The sequence below is a fragment of the Streptomyces sp. MGP-P1 genome (assembly GCF_057766565.1).
The window spans coordinates 2,070,728-2,087,000 of sequence record NZ_JBYMEM010000007.1 but is presented as its reverse complement, the minus strand read 5'-3'; the positions used below and the strand labels follow the sequence as shown (position 1 = coordinate 2,087,000).

Annotated in this window: 14 protein-coding genes; 3 read left to right on the top strand and 11 right to left on the bottom strand. The window is 72.6% G+C overall.

Annotated features, from left to right (window positions below; genetic code table 11):
- Nucleotides 1-169 precede the first annotated feature (169 nt).
- From cobT to AC3CH1_RS30870, 6 genes are all read right to left on the bottom strand, one after another.
- A complete protein-coding gene (gene cobT / locus AC3CH1_RS30895) occupies nucleotides 170-3,916 on the bottom strand; it encodes a nicotinate-nucleotide--dimethylbenzimidazole phosphoribosyltransferase (protein ID WP_488465892.1) in 3,747 nt (1,248 codons plus the stop codon).
- A 333-nt stretch (nucleotides 3,917-4,249) separates the two neighbouring features.
- Nucleotides 4,250-5,488: a precorrin-6y C5,15-methyltransferase (decarboxylating) subunit CbiE gene (gene cbiE / locus AC3CH1_RS30890; RefSeq protein WP_488465891.1), complete on the bottom strand. Its 1,239-nt coding sequence runs from the start codon at nucleotides 5,486-5,488 to the stop codon at nucleotides 4,250-4,252.
- 109 nt (nucleotides 5,489-5,597) lie between these two features.
- Nucleotides 5,598-6,245 carry a GNAT family N-acetyltransferase gene (locus AC3CH1_RS30885; protein WP_488465890.1) on the bottom strand — a complete coding sequence of 216 codons (648 nt, stop codon included), beginning with the start codon at nucleotides 6,243-6,245 and terminating at the stop codon, nucleotides 5,598-5,600.
- Nucleotides 6,246-6,385: 140 nt separating this feature from the next.
- Complete coding sequence (locus tag AC3CH1_RS30880; RefSeq protein ID WP_488465889.1) at nucleotides 6,386-7,252, bottom strand: MetQ/NlpA family ABC transporter substrate-binding protein; 867 nt, start codon at nucleotides 7,250-7,252, stop codon at nucleotides 6,386-6,388.
- 81 nt (nucleotides 7,253-7,333) lie between these two features.
- Nucleotides 7,334-8,005, bottom strand: a complete 672-nt coding sequence (locus AC3CH1_RS30875) for a methionine ABC transporter permease (protein ID WP_488465888.1) — start codon at nucleotides 8,003-8,005, stop codon at nucleotides 7,334-7,336.
- Nucleotides 8,002-9,108 (bottom strand): methionine ABC transporter ATP-binding protein, encoded by a 1,107-nt coding sequence (locus AC3CH1_RS30870; protein WP_488465887.1) that lies wholly within the window; start codon nucleotides 9,106-9,108, stop codon nucleotides 8,002-8,004. Before AC3CH1_RS30870 ends, AC3CH1_RS30875 begins: the two co-directional genes overlap by 4 nt.
- A gap of 598 nt (nucleotides 9,109-9,706) precedes the next feature.
- Here AC3CH1_RS30870 and AC3CH1_RS30865 point away from each other — a divergent pair.
- Both AC3CH1_RS30865 and AC3CH1_RS30860 read left to right on the top strand, forming a co-directional pair.
- The gene (locus tag AC3CH1_RS30865) at nucleotides 9,707-10,066 is read left to right on the top strand and encodes a hypothetical protein (protein ID WP_030589738.1); all 360 of its coding nucleotides are present in this window, start codon (nucleotides 9,707-9,709) and stop codon (nucleotides 10,064-10,066) included.
- Nucleotide 10,067: 1 nt separating this feature from the next.
- A complete protein-coding gene (locus tag AC3CH1_RS30860; RefSeq protein ID WP_488465886.1) occupies nucleotides 10,068-10,508 on the top strand; it encodes a hypothetical protein in 441 nt (146 codons plus the stop codon).
- Nucleotides 10,509-10,544: 36 nt separating this feature from the next.
- Here the strand turns inward: AC3CH1_RS30860 and AC3CH1_RS30855 are convergent, their stop codons facing one another.
- The 3 genes from AC3CH1_RS30855 to AC3CH1_RS30845 form a co-directional block, all read right to left on the bottom strand.
- Nucleotides 10,545-11,048: a GNAT family N-acetyltransferase gene (locus AC3CH1_RS30855; RefSeq protein WP_488465885.1), complete on the bottom strand. Its 504-nt coding sequence runs from the start codon at nucleotides 11,046-11,048 to the stop codon at nucleotides 10,545-10,547.
- Between the two features lie 17 nt (nucleotides 11,049-11,065).
- Nucleotides 11,066-11,638 carry a sigma-70 family RNA polymerase sigma factor gene (locus AC3CH1_RS30850; RefSeq protein ID WP_488465884.1) on the bottom strand — a complete coding sequence of 191 codons (573 nt, stop codon included), beginning with the start codon at nucleotides 11,636-11,638 and terminating at the stop codon, nucleotides 11,066-11,068.
- A 136-nt stretch (nucleotides 11,639-11,774) separates the two neighbouring features.
- Nucleotides 11,775-12,932 (bottom strand): glycerophosphodiester phosphodiesterase, encoded by a 1,158-nt coding sequence (locus AC3CH1_RS30845; RefSeq protein ID WP_488465883.1) that lies wholly within the window; start codon nucleotides 12,930-12,932, stop codon nucleotides 11,775-11,777.
- A gap of 263 nt (nucleotides 12,933-13,195) precedes the next feature.
- On the opposite strand from AC3CH1_RS30845, the gene AC3CH1_RS30840 reads away from it, so the two are divergent.
- The gene (locus tag AC3CH1_RS30840; protein ID WP_050359578.1) at nucleotides 13,196-13,867 is read left to right on the top strand and encodes a lysophospholipid acyltransferase family protein; all 672 of its coding nucleotides are present in this window, start codon (nucleotides 13,196-13,198) and stop codon (nucleotides 13,865-13,867) included.
- 135 nt (nucleotides 13,868-14,002) lie between these two features.
- Here the strand turns inward: AC3CH1_RS30840 and AC3CH1_RS30835 are convergent, their stop codons facing one another.
- Both AC3CH1_RS30835 and AC3CH1_RS30830 read right to left on the bottom strand, forming a co-directional pair.
- Entirely contained in the window at nucleotides 14,003-15,547 is a 1,545-nt protein-coding gene (locus AC3CH1_RS30835) for an MFS transporter (RefSeq protein WP_488465882.1), read from the bottom strand.
- Nucleotides 15,544-16,095 (bottom strand): TetR/AcrR family transcriptional regulator, encoded by a 552-nt coding sequence (locus tag AC3CH1_RS30830; RefSeq protein ID WP_488465881.1) that lies wholly within the window; start codon nucleotides 16,093-16,095, stop codon nucleotides 15,544-15,546. The genes AC3CH1_RS30835 and AC3CH1_RS30830 overlap by 4 nt, the downstream gene beginning before the upstream one ends.
- Between the last annotated feature and the right edge of the window lie 178 nt (nucleotides 16,096-16,273).

Here is a 16,273-nt window from a genome sequence, read left to right as displayed (position 1 = left end):
GGGCGGGGCCCTGGGCGGGCGACCGGGGGGCGGGGGCGCTGGGTGGGCGACCGCCGGGAGGACGGGGCGCCGGGTGGGCGACCGGGGTCGGGGCCCTGGGTGGGCGACCGGGGCGGGGCGCTGGGTGGGCGACCGGAGCGGGGCCTCCAGCCCCCGCCCTCGCCCTTTGCTACTTCTCCGTCACGCCCGCCGAGTCGAACGTCGCCACTTCGTGCATCGCGCGCGCCGCGCTCTGCACGATCGGGAGCGCCAACAGCGCGCCGGTTCCCTCGCCCAGTCGCAGGTCGAGGTCGACCAGCGGGCGCAGGCCCAGCTTGTTGAGCGCGGCCACGTGGCCGGGCTCCGCGCTGCGGTGGCCGGCGATGCAGGCCGCCAGTGCCTCGGGGGCGATGGCACGGGCCACCAGGGCCGCCGCGCCCGCGCTCACGCCGTCCAGGATCACCGGCGTACGCAGGGAGGCTCCGCCCAGGAGGAAGCCGGCCATCGCCGCGTGCTCCAGGCCGCCGACCGCCGCGAGTACACCGATCGGGTCGGCCGGGTCCGGCTGGTGCAGGTCGAGGGCGCGGCGGACGACGTCGACCTTGCGGGCGTGCATCTCGTCGTTGATGCCGGTCCCCCGGCCGGTCACCTCAGAGGCGTCGGCCCCTGTGTACACGCAGATCAGGGCCGCCGACGCGGTGGTGTTGGCGATGCCCATCTCGCCGGTGAGCAGGGCCTTGTTGCCTGCTGCCACCAGGTCCCGGGCGGTCTCGATGCCCACCTCGATCGCCGCGAGTACCTCTTCCCGGGAGAGTGCGGGGCCCGTCGTGAAGTCCGCTGTTCCCGCCCGTACCTTGCGGGGCAGCAGCCCCGGGGTCGCCGGCAGGTCCGTGGCCACGCCCACGTCCACGACACAGACCTCGGCGCCGACCTGGGCCGCGAAGGCGTTGCACACGGCTCCGCCGCCCAGGAAGTTCGCCACCATCTGGGCGGTGACCTCCTGCGGCCAGGCGGTGACGCCCTGGGCGTGCACCCCGTGGTCGCCGGCGAAGATCGCGACGGCCGCGGGCTCCGGAATCGGCGGCGGGCACATCCGCGAGAGCCCGGACAGCTGTGCGGAGATGATCTCCAGCATGCCGAGCGCGCCGGCGGGCTTCGTCATCCGCTTCTGGCGCTCCCACGCCTCGCCGAGCGCCTTCGCGTCCAGCGGGCGGATCGCGGAGATCGTCTCCTGAAGAAGGTCGTGCGGCTCGGCGCCCGGCAGCGCGCGACGGCCGTACGTCTCCTCGTGGACGACCCAGGACAGCGGGCGGCGCTTGGACCAGCCCGCCTGCACCAGCTCGGGCTCCTCGGGGAACTCGTCGACGTAACCGACGCACAGGTAGGCCACGACCTCCAGGTGCTCGGGGAGGCCGAGCGCGCGGACCATCTCCCGCTCGTCGAAGAAGCTGACCCAGCCGACGCCGAGGCCTTCGGCGCGCGCGGCGAGCCACAGGTTCTCGACGGCGAGGGCCGAGGAGTACGGGGCCATCTGGGGCTGGGTGTGCCGGCCGAGCGTGTGGCGGCCCCCGCGGGTGGGGTCGGCGGTCACGACGATGTTGACCGGAGTGTCGAGGATCGCCTCGATTTTCAGTTCCTTGAACTGCTTCGCCCGGCCCTTGGGCAGCGACTCGGCGTAGGCGTCGCGCTGGCTCTGTGCCAGTTCGTGCATGGAGCGGCGGGTCTCGGCGGAGCGGATGACGACGAAGTCCCACGGCTGCGAGTGGCCGACGCTCGGCGCGGTGTGCGCCGCCTCCAGCACCCGGAGCAGGACCTCGTGCGGAATCGGGTCGCTGCGGAAGCCGTTGCGGATGTCCCGGCGCTCGCGCATGACCCGCAGGACCGCTTCCCGTTCGGCGTCGTCGTAACCGGGGGCGGGCGGGGTGAACGGCTCGGCCTGCCCGGCGGGTTCCGCGGCTTCGGCGGGCCCTTCGAGCCGCTGTGCCTCCTCCGGTCGCTGTGCCGGCTCCGACTGCTGCGGTGCCTCCGACTGCTGCGGTGCCTCGGTGTGCTGCGGTGCTTCGATGTGCTGCGGTGCCTCAGCCTGTGCCTGGTGGTCGGCGGCGGGTGCCTGGTGGTCGGGCGCGGGCGGCTCCGGGAGCTCCGGTGTCTCGATGACCTCGGGGCCGTTGCCGTCCTCGGCCTCGGGCACGGCCACGTCGGCCGCTGCTGCCGCCGGTGCGCCGCCCGGTTCGGTGGCGGGGGCGGGGGCCGGAGTGGCTTCCCGCTCCGTTGCGGGGAGTTGCTGGGCCGACGGCTCCTGCGCCTCCGGTCCCTCCGTTCCCTCAACTCCTTGCGCTTCCTCCGTCGCGGGCTCGGCCGACTCCACCGGCCCCTCGGGCTCCGCCGGTCCCACGGGCTCCACCGGTCCCACGGGCTCCACCGGCTCCACAGCGACGGGCTGCGCGGGCTCGGGAGCGAGCGGCGAGGCCGCCGGCTCCGGCGCGACCACTTCCGGGGTCACGACCGCTTCCGGGGCCACAGCGGCTTCCGGAGCAGCCAGGGTTTCCGGGCTCTCGGCCACCGCTACCGCCGGGGCCGGCTCAGGAGTCGGTTCGACGGGCCGCTCCTGCTCGGGCAGCGCTGCCTCGGGCTGTACCACCGGCGCGACGACAGGGGTTTCCTGTGCCGGGGCCTGGGGTTCGGGGGCCGCGGCCTCCACCGGGACGGCCAGGGCCTCGGGCTCCGGGAGCGTGGCGGCACCGTGCTGCGCCGCCGCCGGCTCCGGCGGCCCGGATGCGGCCACCTCGTCGGCCGGAACCTGAGCGGGTGCCTCTGCCGGAGCCTCCGGCCGGGCCGCCTCGGGCTCCGGGACGACGACGGGGCCGGCGGGGGGCGTCTCCACGGCGGCGGGCTCGGGAACGACCGTTTCTGCCGGGGCGTCCTGCGGGGCCTGTTCGGGCTGCGCAGCGGCGACGGGCTGGTCCGGCTGCTCGATCGGGGCCGCCGAAACCGCCGCCGCCGGGGCGGGCACGGCCACCGGCTCGACCGGCTGTACCGGCTCGACCGCCTCAGCCGCCTCGACCGGCGGAACCTCCTGAACCGGCTCCTCGGCCTCAACCGCGGCCTCGGTCTGTTCGACCGCCGGGGCCTGCTCGACCACAACGGGCTCGGCCGTCGGCTGTTCGGCCTCGACAGCCTGAACCTGCTCGGGCTGCCGAGCCGGATCGGCCTGTGCCGGCTCCGCGATGACCTGTTCCGGCTCCGACTGCGGGGGCCGAGCCCCCCACGGGGCGCCGGCCTGCGGCGGGATCTCGCCCAACTGCGGGCCGGGCAGGGTCGAGGGGTCCTCGGCCGGGACCTCGACGTACGCGGGGCCGGCCGCCGGCGGGGCCGCGTGGCGTACGGGGGCGGCGATCCGGGTGGCTCCGGCGGGGCCCCGGTCGGCCAGCGAGCGCACGACGCCGCCCTGCGTACCCCCGTACGACGGGGCCTCGGCGGAGGCGGGGCCCCGGTGCAGCGGGCGGCGGGCGGGGGCGGCGTGCGCGCCGACCGGTGCGGGCGCGGGGTTGCGTACGCCGTCGAGGTCCGCGGAGCCGGAGTCGCGGCCACCGGACTCATGGGTGCTGTGCGTCTCGGCGGGAGCGGCGGCGGGAGCGAACTGGCCCTGCTGCGCGGGGAGCTGCTGGGCCTGGGCCTGGGGCACACCGTGTTCGGGAGCGGCGGGCTGCGCCACCGCGGTCTGCGCGGCGGGCTGGCCCTGCGCGGGGGCCGGGGCGGCCTGGGGGTCGCTCCAGGCGCCCTGGGAAGTCGGCATCAGCAGAAGGTCGTCGTCCTCGGGAGTGTGCTCGGAGGGGTCGAGGAAGGTGTACGCGTCCGGGGCGGGGATGCCCGGCTGCTCCACCATGCCTGCGTTCTCCGGCAGTCCCTCGCCCGGGATCTGGCCGGTGTCAGTCATGCGTACCCCTCGCCCATCGTCAGTGCTCCTTCGGCCCTTCGCCCGGGACGCCGAACCACGGCACGCCGGTGCTCGTCATCAAGAACGAGCGGGCTCGCCGCGCGGCACGAAGCGCCCGCGCGGCTTCCTATTCTCGCGGCCGTTCGCCGCCGCGACAGGCTGTTCTGCCACGGCTCACTGTGGACTGCGCCACGTTGCGCGTCCCCCGGGTTGTGCCGTACCACAGTGCGGACCAAAACGGTCCACTTTTCCGGACATTGACGAACGAAGCGACGAACGGCCGGGTGCGGTACAACAATCCGCCAGCCTACCTTCCGCACCGGGCCGAGCGGGTCAGGGGGCGAGGTCGGAACGCCCTGCGGAGAGCAGGAACACGACGGACCTCTCCCGCTCGGTCCACACCTCGGGGTCCAGGTCGACGGACTGGAGCAGCGAGCACTCGACGGTGTAGTCGTTGCCGGTGAGGGCCGCGCCGAGCGCCTCGGCCTCGTCCCGGGTGGAGGCGTGCGTGACGATGCGTTCCGGTCGCCGGTCGATGACGGCCCGGGCCACCGGGACTCCCCCGCCGCCGATCCGTACGACGTCCGGTTCGGGCAGCCGCTCCAGGACGTGCGGGGCGCGGCCGCGGACGACCTGGACGGGGACGCCGAAGGCGCGGGCCGCGGCCTCGGTGCGGGCGCAGGCCGCCGGGTCGTCGTCCACGGCCAGGACCGCCGCGCCGAAGCGGGCCGCCTCGATCGCGAAGGCGCCGCTGCCGGAGCCGATGTCCCAGACCAGGTCGCCGGTGCGGGGGCCGAGGCGGGCGAGCTGGGCGGCGCGCAGGCCGGGGAACTCGCCCTCGCCGGACTCCTGCATCCGCTCGGCCCCGGCGGCCCGGTAGGCCTCGGCGGGCAGGGCCCAGCCCCGTATCCCCTGGGGGTAGGCGGGCTGACGGCCGGCGATCCAGGCGCCGGCGGCGGTGGTCTCGGGGCCGCCGCCGATGACGATGACGACGTTGGGGTCGCGCCAGGCGTGGTCGGCCGCCTTGTCGGAGGTGAGGACGGTGACGCGCTCGCGGTCGGTGCCGAGTTCCTCGCAGATCACGAAGGTGCGGTGGACGCCGTCGAGGAGCAGGGCCAGTTCGGCGGGTCCGGCGCCCGGTGAGGTGAGGACGGCGACCTTGTGGTGGGCCCGGCAGACGTTGACCGCTCGGCGCAGGGTGCGGGGGTGGGCGACGACGACCTGGGCGTCGTCCCAGGGCATGCCGGCCCGGGCGAAGGCGGTGGCCACGGAGGAGACGGCGGGGACGACCTCGACCTCCAGGCCGTGTTCGCGGGCGTGCAGGGTGCGGACGACGCCGAAGAAGCCGGGGTCGCCGTCGGCGAGGACCACGGCGCTGCCGCGGTGGCCGGCGATCCTGCGGGCGGCGAGGTCGACGCTGCCGAGGCGGATGCGTTCGGCCTGCGGGGGCACTTCCGGCAGGACGAGGTGGTGGGCGGCGCCGGCGACGAGCGTGGCGGCCGAGAGCGCGGCCGTGGCCGCTCTGGTCAGTGGCGAGCCGTCCCAGCCGATCACCGTGACCCGGTCGGCCATCGTCGTCTGTCTCCTGAGGTGTCGGAGGGGGCGGGGCGTTGCCCGTGCGGTGCCGGGCAGGGGTGAGAGTACCTGGTCCGGACCTCGGGCCCGCGGGAGGCCTCGGGCGCTACTTCCAGGTGTTGTACGTGCCGTAGTCGCCGGCGTCGGCGAGCTGTTCCGCGACCCCTTCGAGATCCTCGGGGAGGAGTCCCCAGACGATCAGGTCGGTGCGGATGTCGGTCCAGCCGCCGTCGGTGCCGTTCTCGGTCCGGGTGCGGGCGATGCGGGCGTTGCGCAGGACGCCCTCGCTGATGCAGCCGAGCTTCTGGGCGACCTGCTGGGAGGCGGTGTTGTCGGCGGGGGTGCGCAGCTCGATGCGTTCGAAGCCCTGGTCCCGGAAGAGCCACTGGGCTATGGCGAGCACGGATTCGGTGGCGTAGCCCTCGCCGCGCGCCCAGGGGGCGGTGATGTAGCGGACCTCGGTGGAGCGGGTACGCCAGTCGGTGTCGAGGAGGCGGACGCTGCCGACGAGCCGCTGGGTGAGGAACTCGGTGACGGCGAGGGCGATGCCGTGGCCCCCGGTGCGCTCGGCAGGAGCGATCCTGCGTACCCAGCGTTCGGCGTCGACCTGGGTGTACGGGTTCGGCCCGTCCATCCACGCGACGACCGCCTCGTCGTTCATCATCTCGATGTACGCGGGGATGTCGGCCATCTCGAAGGGGCGCATCACCAACCTGTCCGTGCTGATGGAGATGGACGGAAAGGTGGTAGTCATGCGCAGCTCCATGCCGAAGACCGGTTAAAAGCACAGCATGCAGCATCGGGTGCGTGGTGCGCATGGGCGGGGCCGCACGAGGGAGCCCCGCGCCTCCGGGAGGGAAGTGCGGGGCTCCGTCGGCAAGTGCCGGGCGGGCGTCAGGACTTGGCGGGGGCGCCGAAGGCCGGGACGATCGCACCCTGGTAGGTGTCCTCGATGAACTTCTTGACCTCGTCGGAGTTGAGGAGCTTCGCGAGCTTCTCGACGCGCGGGTCCTTCTCGTTGCCGTCCTTGACCGCCAGGAAGTTGGCGTACGGGTTGCCCTCGGCCTTCTCCAGGGCGAGGGAGTCCTTGCCGGGCTTCAGGTCGGCCTCGATGGCGTAGTTGCCGTTGATGACGGCGGCGTCCACGTCGCCCAGGGCGCGGGGCACGGTGGCGGCCTCCAGCTCCTTGAACTCCAGGCCCTTCTTGTCGGTGATGTCGCTCAGCTTGGCGCTGGTGCCGACGCCGTCCTTGAGGGTGATGAGGCCGTTCTCGGCGAGCAGCTGGAGGGCGCGGCCGCCGTTGGTGGTGTCGTTGGGGACGGCGACGGTCTGGCCGGCCTTGATGTCCTTGAGGTCCTTGACCGTCTTGGAGTAGAGGCCCAGCGGCTCCAGGTGGACGTCGACCACGGGCACGATGGTGGTCTTCTGCTTCGCGTTGAAGTCGTCCAGGTAGGGCTTGTGCTGGAAGAAGTTGGCGTCGACCTGGCCGTTCTGGGTGGCGGTGTTCGGCAGGACGTAGTCCGTGAACTCCTTGACCTCCAGGTTGAGGCCCTCCTTCTTCGCCAGGTTCTTCTTGACGAAGTTCAGGATGTCGGCGTGCGGCGTCGGGGACGCGGCGACGACCAGGGCCTTGGAGGTGTCGGCGTTCGAGCCGGTCTCGCTCTTGGCGGCCGGGTCGGAGGCCGTGCCGCAGGCGCTCAGGCCCAGGGCGAGGGCGACGGCGGAAGCGGCGGTTGCGGTGATCTTGATGTTCTTGCGCACGAAAAGTGCCTCTTTCTTGTGGTGGTGCGCCCGGACAAGGAGTTCGGGCTCGGTGGGACAGGGAGTTCTGGGGGCCGCGCCTCAGGAGGCGGTGCGGCCGCGGCGGGCCAGCAGCCGGACGGCGATGTCGCCGATCAGCTGGATCACCGTGACGATGACGACCAGCAGCGCGACGGTGACCAGCATGAACCGGTTGTCGAAGCGCTGGAATCCGTTGGTGATGGCCTGGGAGCCGAGCCCTTCGCCGCCGACCGCGCCGGCCATCGCGGAGTAGCCGATGAGCACGATGAGGGTGGTGGTGACGCCCGAGACGAGCGAGGGCAGTGCCTGTGGGAGGAGCACCTTGCGGACGATCGTGGGGATGGAGCCGCCCATCGACTGCACCGCTTCGACGAGTCCGTGGTCGACCTCGCGGATCGCCGTCTCGACGAGCCGGGCGAAGAACGGGATGGCTCCGACGGCGAGCGGCACGATCATCGCGGTGGGGCCGATGAAGGTGCCGACGACCCAGGTGGTGAAGGGGATCAGGGCGATCAGCAGGATGATGAACGGCAGGGAGCGGCCGATGTTCACGATCACGCCGACGACCCTGTTCACCAGGGCGTTCTGGAGCAGTCCGCCCTGGTCGGTGAGGACCAGGAGGATGCCGAGCGGCAGTCCGCCGGCGACGGTGACCAGCGCGGACCACAGCACCATGTAGAGGGTGTCGACGGTGCCCTGGGTCAGCAGGGGCTGCATTTCGGACCAGGTCACTTGACGACCTCCTTGGTGAGCAGGGCGGACGTCTGCTCCGGTACGACGGTGGCGGGCGCGTCGGTCCCGTCGGTCCCGGCGCCGGCCTCCGGGCCGGTCTCGTCCTCGACGACCTCGGCCTGGAGGCCCTGCTCGCGCAGGAAGCCGATGGGAACGACGTTCTCCTCGAAGCGGCCGGGCAGCTCGATGCGCATCCGGCCGATCTGCTTGCCGCCGACGGTGTCCATCGCGGCGCCGAGGATCGAGATGTCGATGTTGTACGTACGGGAGAGCTGGGAGATGACCGGCCGGGAGGCCGATTCCCCCTGGAAGGTGACGTCGACGACCGTGCGGTCGGGGCCGGAGGCGGTCCCGCCGACCGGGAACAGTTCGTGGGCCAGTTCGGAGCCGGGGGTGGCGAGGAGTTCCGCGACGGTCCCGGACTCGACGATCCGGCCGCGCCGCATGAGCGCCGCGGAGTCGCAGACGGCCTTGACGACGTCCATCTCGTGGGTGATGAGCAGGACGGTCAGGCCGAGCTGTCGGTTGAGGTCGCTCAGCAGTTGAAGGATGGAGCGGGTGGTCTCGGGGTCGAGTGCGGAGGTCGCCTCGTCCGAGAGCAGCACCTGGGGGTCGCCCGCCAGGGCGCGGGCGATGCCCACGCGCTGCTTCTGACCGCCGGAGAGCTGCCCGGGGTAGGCCTTCGCCTTGTCGGCGAGGCCGACCAGGTCGAGGAGTTCCCCGGCCTTGCGGGTGCGCTCCTGGCCGGAGAGTCCGAGGATCTCCAGCGGCAACTCCACGTTGTCCAGCACGGTGCGCGAGCTCAGCAGGTTGAAGTGCTGGAAGACCATGCCGATGCGGGTGCGGGCCCGGCGCAGCTCGGCGCTCGCCCGCCGGCCGCGGCCGGCGAGGGCGGTGAGGTCCTGGCCGGCCACCGTCACGGTGCCGGAGGTGGGGCGTTCCAGGAGGTTGACGCAGCGGATCAGGGAGGATTTGCCGGCGCCGCTCTGTCCGATGACGCCGTACACCTCGCCTTCGCGGACGTGCAGGTCGACGCCGTCGAGTGCGGTGACCTCACGGTCGCGCGACTGGTAGACCTTCGTGAGGCCCGTCGTGGTGATCACAGGGGTTTCCGTCACTGTCGAGTGCGCGGCGCGGTGTCCGCCGGGCACGGGGCATTCGTCTGAAGAGACTTTTCGGGCTGGTCGGCCGGGGGTCTCGGCATGGCTGTGAGCGGCGATCGGCCGGGGGCAGCGCATGCGCGGGCGCGCTCGTTCCGCGGGGTGCGGACGGCGCAGGCTCGGTCTCGCTTCGGGGCGCGAGGCTCAGGCGGGGGCCCTCAGAAGGCGCGCATTCGACACATACAACGAGCACCGGGCGTGCTGATCGCCTCGGTCGCAAGGGTGCGGCTGCTCGTCGTGGTCATGGGCCAAGTAAAACAGACGTGAGGTCTCCGCGATCCCCGCTGTCCGCATAGCGGACAGTGCTGGATGGTCGGACGCCGACCTTCCGGTTACGCCGGAGGGCACGCGGCGCACGGCTGTGACCTGCGATGACAGGGCGATCGCAGGGGCGGGTTCAGGCGTGAGCGGGTGGCCGGGGAGCGGAACCCTGGCCGCCGGTTGTGGCCAAGGCCACGATGTGCGCCCCGGTGCGGTGGCCGCCTCCATGGTGGCCGGGGCCGCACGCGGGCGGGCGTTCCGTCCGTAATACCCTCGACTCATGCTTGACGCCCTGACGGTCGCGGTCGCCGTGACCGCGCTCGCCCTCGCCGCCTGGTGCGGACATGCCGCCTACCGGGACCAGCCGACGAAGGACTGGCACTTCATCGGGATGGCGGTCGTCTCCGTGCTGGCGTTGGCCCAGTTGGTCGTGGGCGTCGTGCAGCTGGCGCGCGGGGAGCGGCCGGAGCAGGGGATGGCGGTGTTCATCGCCTATCTGGTCGGTTCGTTCGCCGCCGTGCCCGCGGCCGGATTCCTTTCGTTGACCGAGCGGACCCGCTGGGGTTCGGTCACGGTCGCGGCGGGCGCGGTCGTGTTGGCGGTTCTGGAGGTCCGGCTCTATGACATCTGGGGAAACTGACGTGAGCGACACCGACCGCCCCGAGGTGGCCACGGCCCCGAAGCCGTCCTTCGAACTGGGCACCGGTCCCGGCCGGGTCCTGGTCTGGTTCTACGGGGTGTTCACGGTCGCGGCGGCCTCGCGGACGATCGTCGAGATGGTCAGGGGTTTCGACCATGCGCCGCTGGCGTACGGGCTCTCGGCCGTCGCGGCCCTGGTGTACGGATTCATCACGTACTCGCTGGTGCGCGGCGGTGAGAAGGCCCGCCGGGCGGCGCTGGTGTGCTGTGCCGCGGAGCTGCTCGGTGTGCTGGTCGTCGGCGCGTGGACGCTGGTCGAGCCGGCCGCCTTCCCGGACTCGACGGTGTGGTCGGACTTCGGGATGGGGTACCTCTTCATCCCGGTGATCCTGCCGGTCACCGGGATGATCTGGCTGCGCCGCGCGAAGACGGTCGCGGTGTAGCGACGCCCATCCGGCCCCGCCGCGCGCGGCGCGCGGTCAGGCGCTGGCCACGTAGTCCCGGTCGGCCGCGTTTTTCTCCAGCAGGACCATCCGGACGCCGTCGGCTCCGGTGACGGCCCCGACCTGGGCGTATCCGGCCCGCCGGTAGAGTCGCAGGTTTCCCTCGCTGCGGTGTCCGCTGTGCAGCCGGAAGCGGGTCGTCGCCCGCTCGGCGGAGAGCGCCGCCTCGGCGGCGAGCAGCAGCCTGGCCCCGAGGCCGTGGCCCTGGAGCCGGGGGTGGACGCAGAGCTTGCCGATGAGGCCCGTGCCGTCCGGGTCGGTGCCGCCTCGGACCGAGCCGACGACCTCGTCCCCGAGCCGGGCAACGAACACCAGGTCGTCGGCGACTTCGGAGCGCAGGGATTCCAGGCTCTGGACGAGCGGGTCGATCCGGTAGTTGTCGTACAGCTCCGCCTCGCGCTGGAAGCAGAGGTACTGAAGTCTGAAGATCTGCTCGACGTCCTGTGCCGTCGCCGCCGAGATGGTCACGCTCATGCCCATGTGTGCACGCCTCCCGCTCACCTGTTCGCCGGTTGCCTACCGCTCCCTTCCCGCACGGAAGGAGCGACAACCTCCGCAGCCAGCATTCTGCGCAGACATCCAAGGCAACGGGAACGGATCGGGCCCAAGCTCCCCTGTGACATACCCAACTCCCCTGCGATTTCCCGGTAGGTCGGGTCGCTGGGGGCGAGCATCGCCTCCAGCAGCCGGGGGCAGCGGCCGGGCAGCCGGGCCAGCGCGGAGCGCAACGCCCGGCGTTCGGCGGCCCCGAGGGCGGCGCGTTCCGGGCAGTCGGCCGGTCCGGCGGCGGGCTCCGTCCCGGCGTACGGGCGTTCCCGCCGGGCTGTCCGGCGTCCGCGGCGGGCCTCGCCCCGTACGGTGTCGCGCACCCAGCGGGCCGCGTCGGCGGGTGGTCCGGCGGCGGCCGGGCGTTCCAGCAGCCGCACCCAGACGCTCTGTTCGAGGTCGGCGGGGTCGAGCCCGGCGGCCGGGGCCTCGGCCCTCGCCTCCGCGCGCACCAGGGGTTGCAAGGCGCGGACGACGAGGGCGGTGGAAGCGGCCGGGCCGGGTTCGTGATCGGGAAGCGTCATGCCCCGGCGGACGTGCCGTGCGCGCCGCCGGTTGCCCCGGGCGGCGCTCCACCACCCGACCGGGGGACGCCGGGGGCGGGCGGCTGACGGCGCACCCCGAGTACGAGTGGTGCGCCGCGCCCGTCTCCGTACCGGGTCAGCGCCCGGCGTGGTCCGCCGCCGCGAGCAGCGCCGTGTCCGGATGGTCGGCGAAGATGCCGTCGATCCCGGTGGCGAGGTAGGCGGCGCAGGCGCCGAACACGTCACCGTAGGCGTTGGGGTCGGTGCCGCGCCGGAAGTCGGCGGGCAGGAAGCTGTTCTCGTTGCGCAGCGTGTACGGGTGCAGCCGCAGGCCCTCGGCGTGCGCGTCCCGCACCAGCGTGGTCGGGGTGGTGAGCCGTCCCGAGGCGTCCTTGGGGATGACGAGGTCGAGGGTGGGGCCGATGCCCTGGGCGAAGGAGGCCATCCACGCCAGCCCGGCGGGCTTCACCAGGTCGGCGACGGTGCGCGGGTCGCCCGACTCGACGAAGTCCCAGGGGCGCTCCTTCGGGCCGGAGAGCAGGACGATGCGCGGGGTGTCGACGAGGCGGGCGAGGCGCTGGACCGAGCCGGGCTCGAAGGACTGGAGGATGAGCGCGGAGTTCCCGCGGTCCCGGCCGTAGCGGCGCAGCAGCCGGGCGAGCGGCTCCTCCAGGCCGAGGCCCAGCTTGCGGAAGTAGGTGGGGTGCTTGGTCTCCACGTACAGCCAGACCGGCCGGGAGCGCTTGCGGCCCTCCCGCTCCGCCCAGCGCAGCACCTCCTCGAAGGTGGGGACGCTCCAGCGGCCGTCGTAGAGGGTGTTGTCCGGGCGGTTGCCCGGGATGCGCTCCTTGGCCCGCAGGGTCTTCAGCTCGGCGAGGGTGAAGTCCTCGGTGAACCAGCCGGTCAGGGAGAGGCCGTCGATGCTCTTGGTCGTCCTGCGGCCGGCGAACTCGGGGTGGTCGGCGACGTCGGTGGTGGCGGTGATGTCGTTCTCGTGGCGGCAGACGAGGTGGCCGTCCTTGGTCGGCACGAGGTCCTGCTCGATGATGTGCGCACCCATGTCGAGGGCCAGCTGGTAGGAGCCGAGGGTGTGCTCGGGGCGGTAGCCGCTGGCCCCGCGGTGGCCGATCACCGTCGGCACGGGCAGATCGCGCAGCGATCCGTGACCGCCGCCGTGGCCGCGGCCCCGCTCGGCCGCCCGGGCGGTGGCGGGCAGGCCCAGGGCCGCGGTACCGAGGGCCGCGGCGCCCAGGAGGCTCCGCCGGCCAGGGGTCTTCCGCGCACGCTCCGTCATGAATGCTCCTCGCTTGGTGATGTCCGGGACCGGTCGAGCGAGGCCCGATCGTAGGCTGGGAGGTATACGGGAGGACGGCTCGTCGGCCAACATGGCGGAAACACACGTCAACACCGTGTATCCGCTTCGTGAACCCGATGTGCGATCAGGGCATACCCGCGAGTATCGTCCTCACCTGCACCGACCATCACCCGTCGGCACCGGCCACCGCCCGTACGACCCATTGCATCGCGGCCGGCCAGGCCACGACACCGGAGGAACCGTTGTCCCGTCTCACGGTCATCAAGGCAGTGCTCGGACCGATTCTGCGCCTGATGTTCCGCCCACAGGTGGAAGGCGTCGAGAACATTCCCGGGACCGGGCCGGTGATCCTCGCGGGCAATCACCTCACGTTCATCGACTCGATGATCATGCCCATCTGCTGCGACCGGCCGGTGTTCTACATCGGCAAGGACGAGTACGTCACGGGCAAGGGCCTCAAGGGCAAGCTGATGGCCTGGTTCTTCACGGGCTGCGGCATGATCCCGGTGGACCGGGACGGCGGCCGGGGCGGGGTCGCGGCGCTGATGACGGGGCGCCGGGTGCTGGAGGAGGGGCAGGCCTTCGCCATCTACCCGGAGGGCACCCGCTCCCCCGACGGCCGGCTCTACCGGGGCCGTACGGGCATCGCGCGGCTGACGCTGATGACGGGCGCTCCGGTGATCCCGTTCGCGATGATCGGGACCGACAAGCTGCAGCCGGGCGGCGCCGGCCTGCCCCGGCCGGGCAAGGTCACGGTGCGCTTCGGTGAGCCGATGGAGTTCTCGCGCTACGAGGGCATGGACCGCGACCGCTATGTGCTGCGGGCGGTGACCGACTCGGTGATGGCCGAGGTCATGCGGCTGTCCGGCCAGGAATACGTGGACATGTACGCGACGAAGGCGAAGGCCGCCTGACCGGCACGACGGTGACGACGGAGGCCGCCTGACCAGCACGACGGTGACGGCGAAGGCCGCCTGACCAGCACGACGGTGACGGCGAAGGCCGCCTACCTCACCTCGCCCGGCGGATACGGCGCAGGGCCGTACGGCCTACGGGTGCTCGACGCCGTCCTCCAGCTTCTGGCCCCGCAGCAGGAACCAGGCCGCGACCGCCGCCGCCAGCAGTACCGCCGCACCGATGCCCGCGGCCGACCTCAGTCCGTCGACGAACGCCTCCTGGGCCGCCGAGACCAGCGGCCCGGCCTGGGCGGCGGGCAGCGCCCCAGCGGCCTCGACCGCGCCTCCCAGTGACTCGTGGGCGGCCGACTCGACGTCGGCGGGGATGCCGGACGGGGTCGGGAAGCCCCGGTAGACGCCGGTGACGATGGAGCCGAGCAGGGCGATGCCGAGGGCCGCGCCCAGTTCGTACGCGGTCTCGGAGACGGCGGACGCGGAGCCCGCCTGCTCCTTCGGGACGCTGGAGAGGATCACGTCGGCGGTGACGGTGAAGGCGAAGCCCGCGCCGACGCCGACGACCAGCAGCATGGAGCCGAGCAGCGGATACCCGGTGTTCTGGTCGAGCAGCGTCACACTGCCCAGAGCGAGACCGACCGCGGCCAGGCCGCCCGAGACGACGGAGCGGACCGAGAAGCGGCGGGCGGCGAACCCGGCCAGCAGACCTGCGGTCACCGCGCCGATGGCGGCGGGCAGTTCGGCGAGCCCGGCCTCCAGCGGTCCACGGCCCTGCACCAGTTGCAGGAACTGGGAGAGGAAGAAGACCAGACCCGACAGGCCGAGGATGGTCAGCAGGTCGGCGAGGACCGCGCCGGAGAAGCCCCGGTGGTGGAAGAGCCGCATGTCCAGCAGGGGCGCGGGCAGCCGCAGTTGCCTGCGGACGAACCAGGTGAGCGCACCGACGCCGACGACGGCCGCCGCCCCGGCCTCCCAGCTCACCCCGTGCGCGGCCGCCTCCTTGATGGCGTACACCACACCGATCATGCCGACCAGGGAGAGCCCGACGCTGAGCATGTCCCACGGGCCCGGGGCCGGATTCTTGGACTCCGGGATCAGCTTGACGCCGACGACGACCAGGACGGCCATCACGGGCAGGTTGATGAGGAAGACCGAACCCCACCAGAAGTGTTCGAGCAGGAACCCGCCGACGACCGGACCGACGGCCGCGCCCGCCGAGGCCATCGCGCCCCAGATCCCGATGGCGAGGCTGCGCTCGCGCGGGTCGTGGAAGAGGTTGCGGATCAGGGCGAGGGTGGACGGCATCAGGGTGGCGCCCGCGACACCGAGCAGCGCCCGGGCCACGATCATCATCTCGGGCGTGGTCGCGTAGGCGTTGAGCACGGAGACCGCGCCGAACGCGACGGCGCCGATCAGCAGCAGCTTCTTGCGGCCGATGCGGTCGCCGAGGCTGCCCATCGAGACGAGCAGGCCGGCGATGACGAAGGAGTAGACGTCACCGATCCAGAGCAGCTGGGTGCCGGTCGGTTCGAGGTCCTCGCTGAGGAACGGGGTGGCGAGACCGAGGACGGTCGCGTCCACGGCCACCAGCAGCACGGCGAGGACGAGGACCGCGAGCGCGATCCACCGCCCCGGGCGGCGTACGGCGTCCGTGGTGTCCGGGTTCTGGTCGATGCTGGTCATTGCTCTACGCTCCGGCGTGCTCCGCCGAGCAGCAACTCGACGGTCATGTGTTGGAAATCCTGTGCGGCGACCCGCCCCGCCTGGACGGCCCAGGCGCCCGTGCCGACGAGCCCGTAGAGGGCCTCCGTCAGCCAGGCGGGGGTGAGGTCGAGACGGAACTCGCCGCGCTCCTGGCCGCGGCGGAAGAAGGCGGAGACGCGGGCGTCGGCCCGGTTCCAGCCCTCGTTGACCTCGTCGCCCTCGAAGAGCTGGTTCTCGTTGACGAGGAAGGACAGCAGCCCGGCGCTGGGCTCGACGGCCGCGATGAGGCGGCGCAGCCCCTCCTCGGAGGTGTCCTCGTCGAGCCGGGCGGCGTCCAGGGCCGCCTCGAACTCCTGGATGCCGAGATTCTCCAGCGCCCTCACCAGGGCGTCGCGCCCGGCGAAGTGACGGTGGAGGGTGGCCCGGCCGATGCCCGCCGCCCTGGCGACCTCGTCCATGGTGGCGGTCGATTTGCGGGCCAGCAGGGCGGCGGCGCTGCGCAGCACCTGCTCACGGTCGAGAGTCATGAGACAACCATAACCCACCTGAGACATGTTCGTCTCACCGCGGGGTGTGGGGGCGTACAGCAGGGAGGGCAGGCACGAGGCGGGGGGCAGAGCGGGGGGGCGGAGCGAGGCGGGAAACAAAAAAGTGGCCGGAGGTGAAACCACTCCTTGCCACTCTCAACTTATAGCGCACGGGGGG

Bases quoted from the DNA above. Each gene is read 5' to 3' on its own strand.
- cobT (WP_488465892.1), bottom strand. From the start codon at position 3,916: ATGACTGACACCGGCCAGATCCCGGGCGAGGGACTGCCGGAGAACGCA.
- cbiE (WP_488465891.1), bottom strand. From the start codon at position 5,488: ATGGCCGACCGGGTCACGGTGATCGGCTGGGACGGCTCGCCACTGACC.
- AC3CH1_RS30885 (WP_488465890.1), bottom strand. From the start codon at position 6,245: ATGACTACCACCTTTCCGTCCATCTCCATCAGCACGGACAGGTTGGTG.
- AC3CH1_RS30865 (WP_030589738.1), top strand. From the start codon at position 9,707: ATGCTTGACGCCCTGACGGTCGCGGTCGCCGTGACCGCGCTCGCCCTC.
- AC3CH1_RS30855 (WP_488465885.1), bottom strand. From the start codon at position 11,048: ATGGGCATGAGCGTGACCATCTCGGCGGCGACGGCACAGGACGTCGAG.
- AC3CH1_RS30850 (WP_488465884.1), bottom strand. From the start codon at position 11,638: ATGACGCTTCCCGATCACGAACCCGGCCCGGCCGCTTCCACCGCCCTC.
- AC3CH1_RS30845 (WP_488465883.1), bottom strand. From the start codon at position 12,932: ATGACGGAGCGTGCGCGGAAGACCCCTGGCCGGCGGAGCCTCCTGGGC.
- AC3CH1_RS30835 (WP_488465882.1), bottom strand. From the start codon at position 15,547: ATGACCAGCATCGACCAGAACCCGGACACCACGGACGCCGTACGCCGC.
- AC3CH1_RS30830 (WP_488465881.1), bottom strand. From the start codon at position 16,095: ATGACTCTCGACCGTGAGCAGGTGCTGCGCAGCGCCGCCGCCCTGCTG.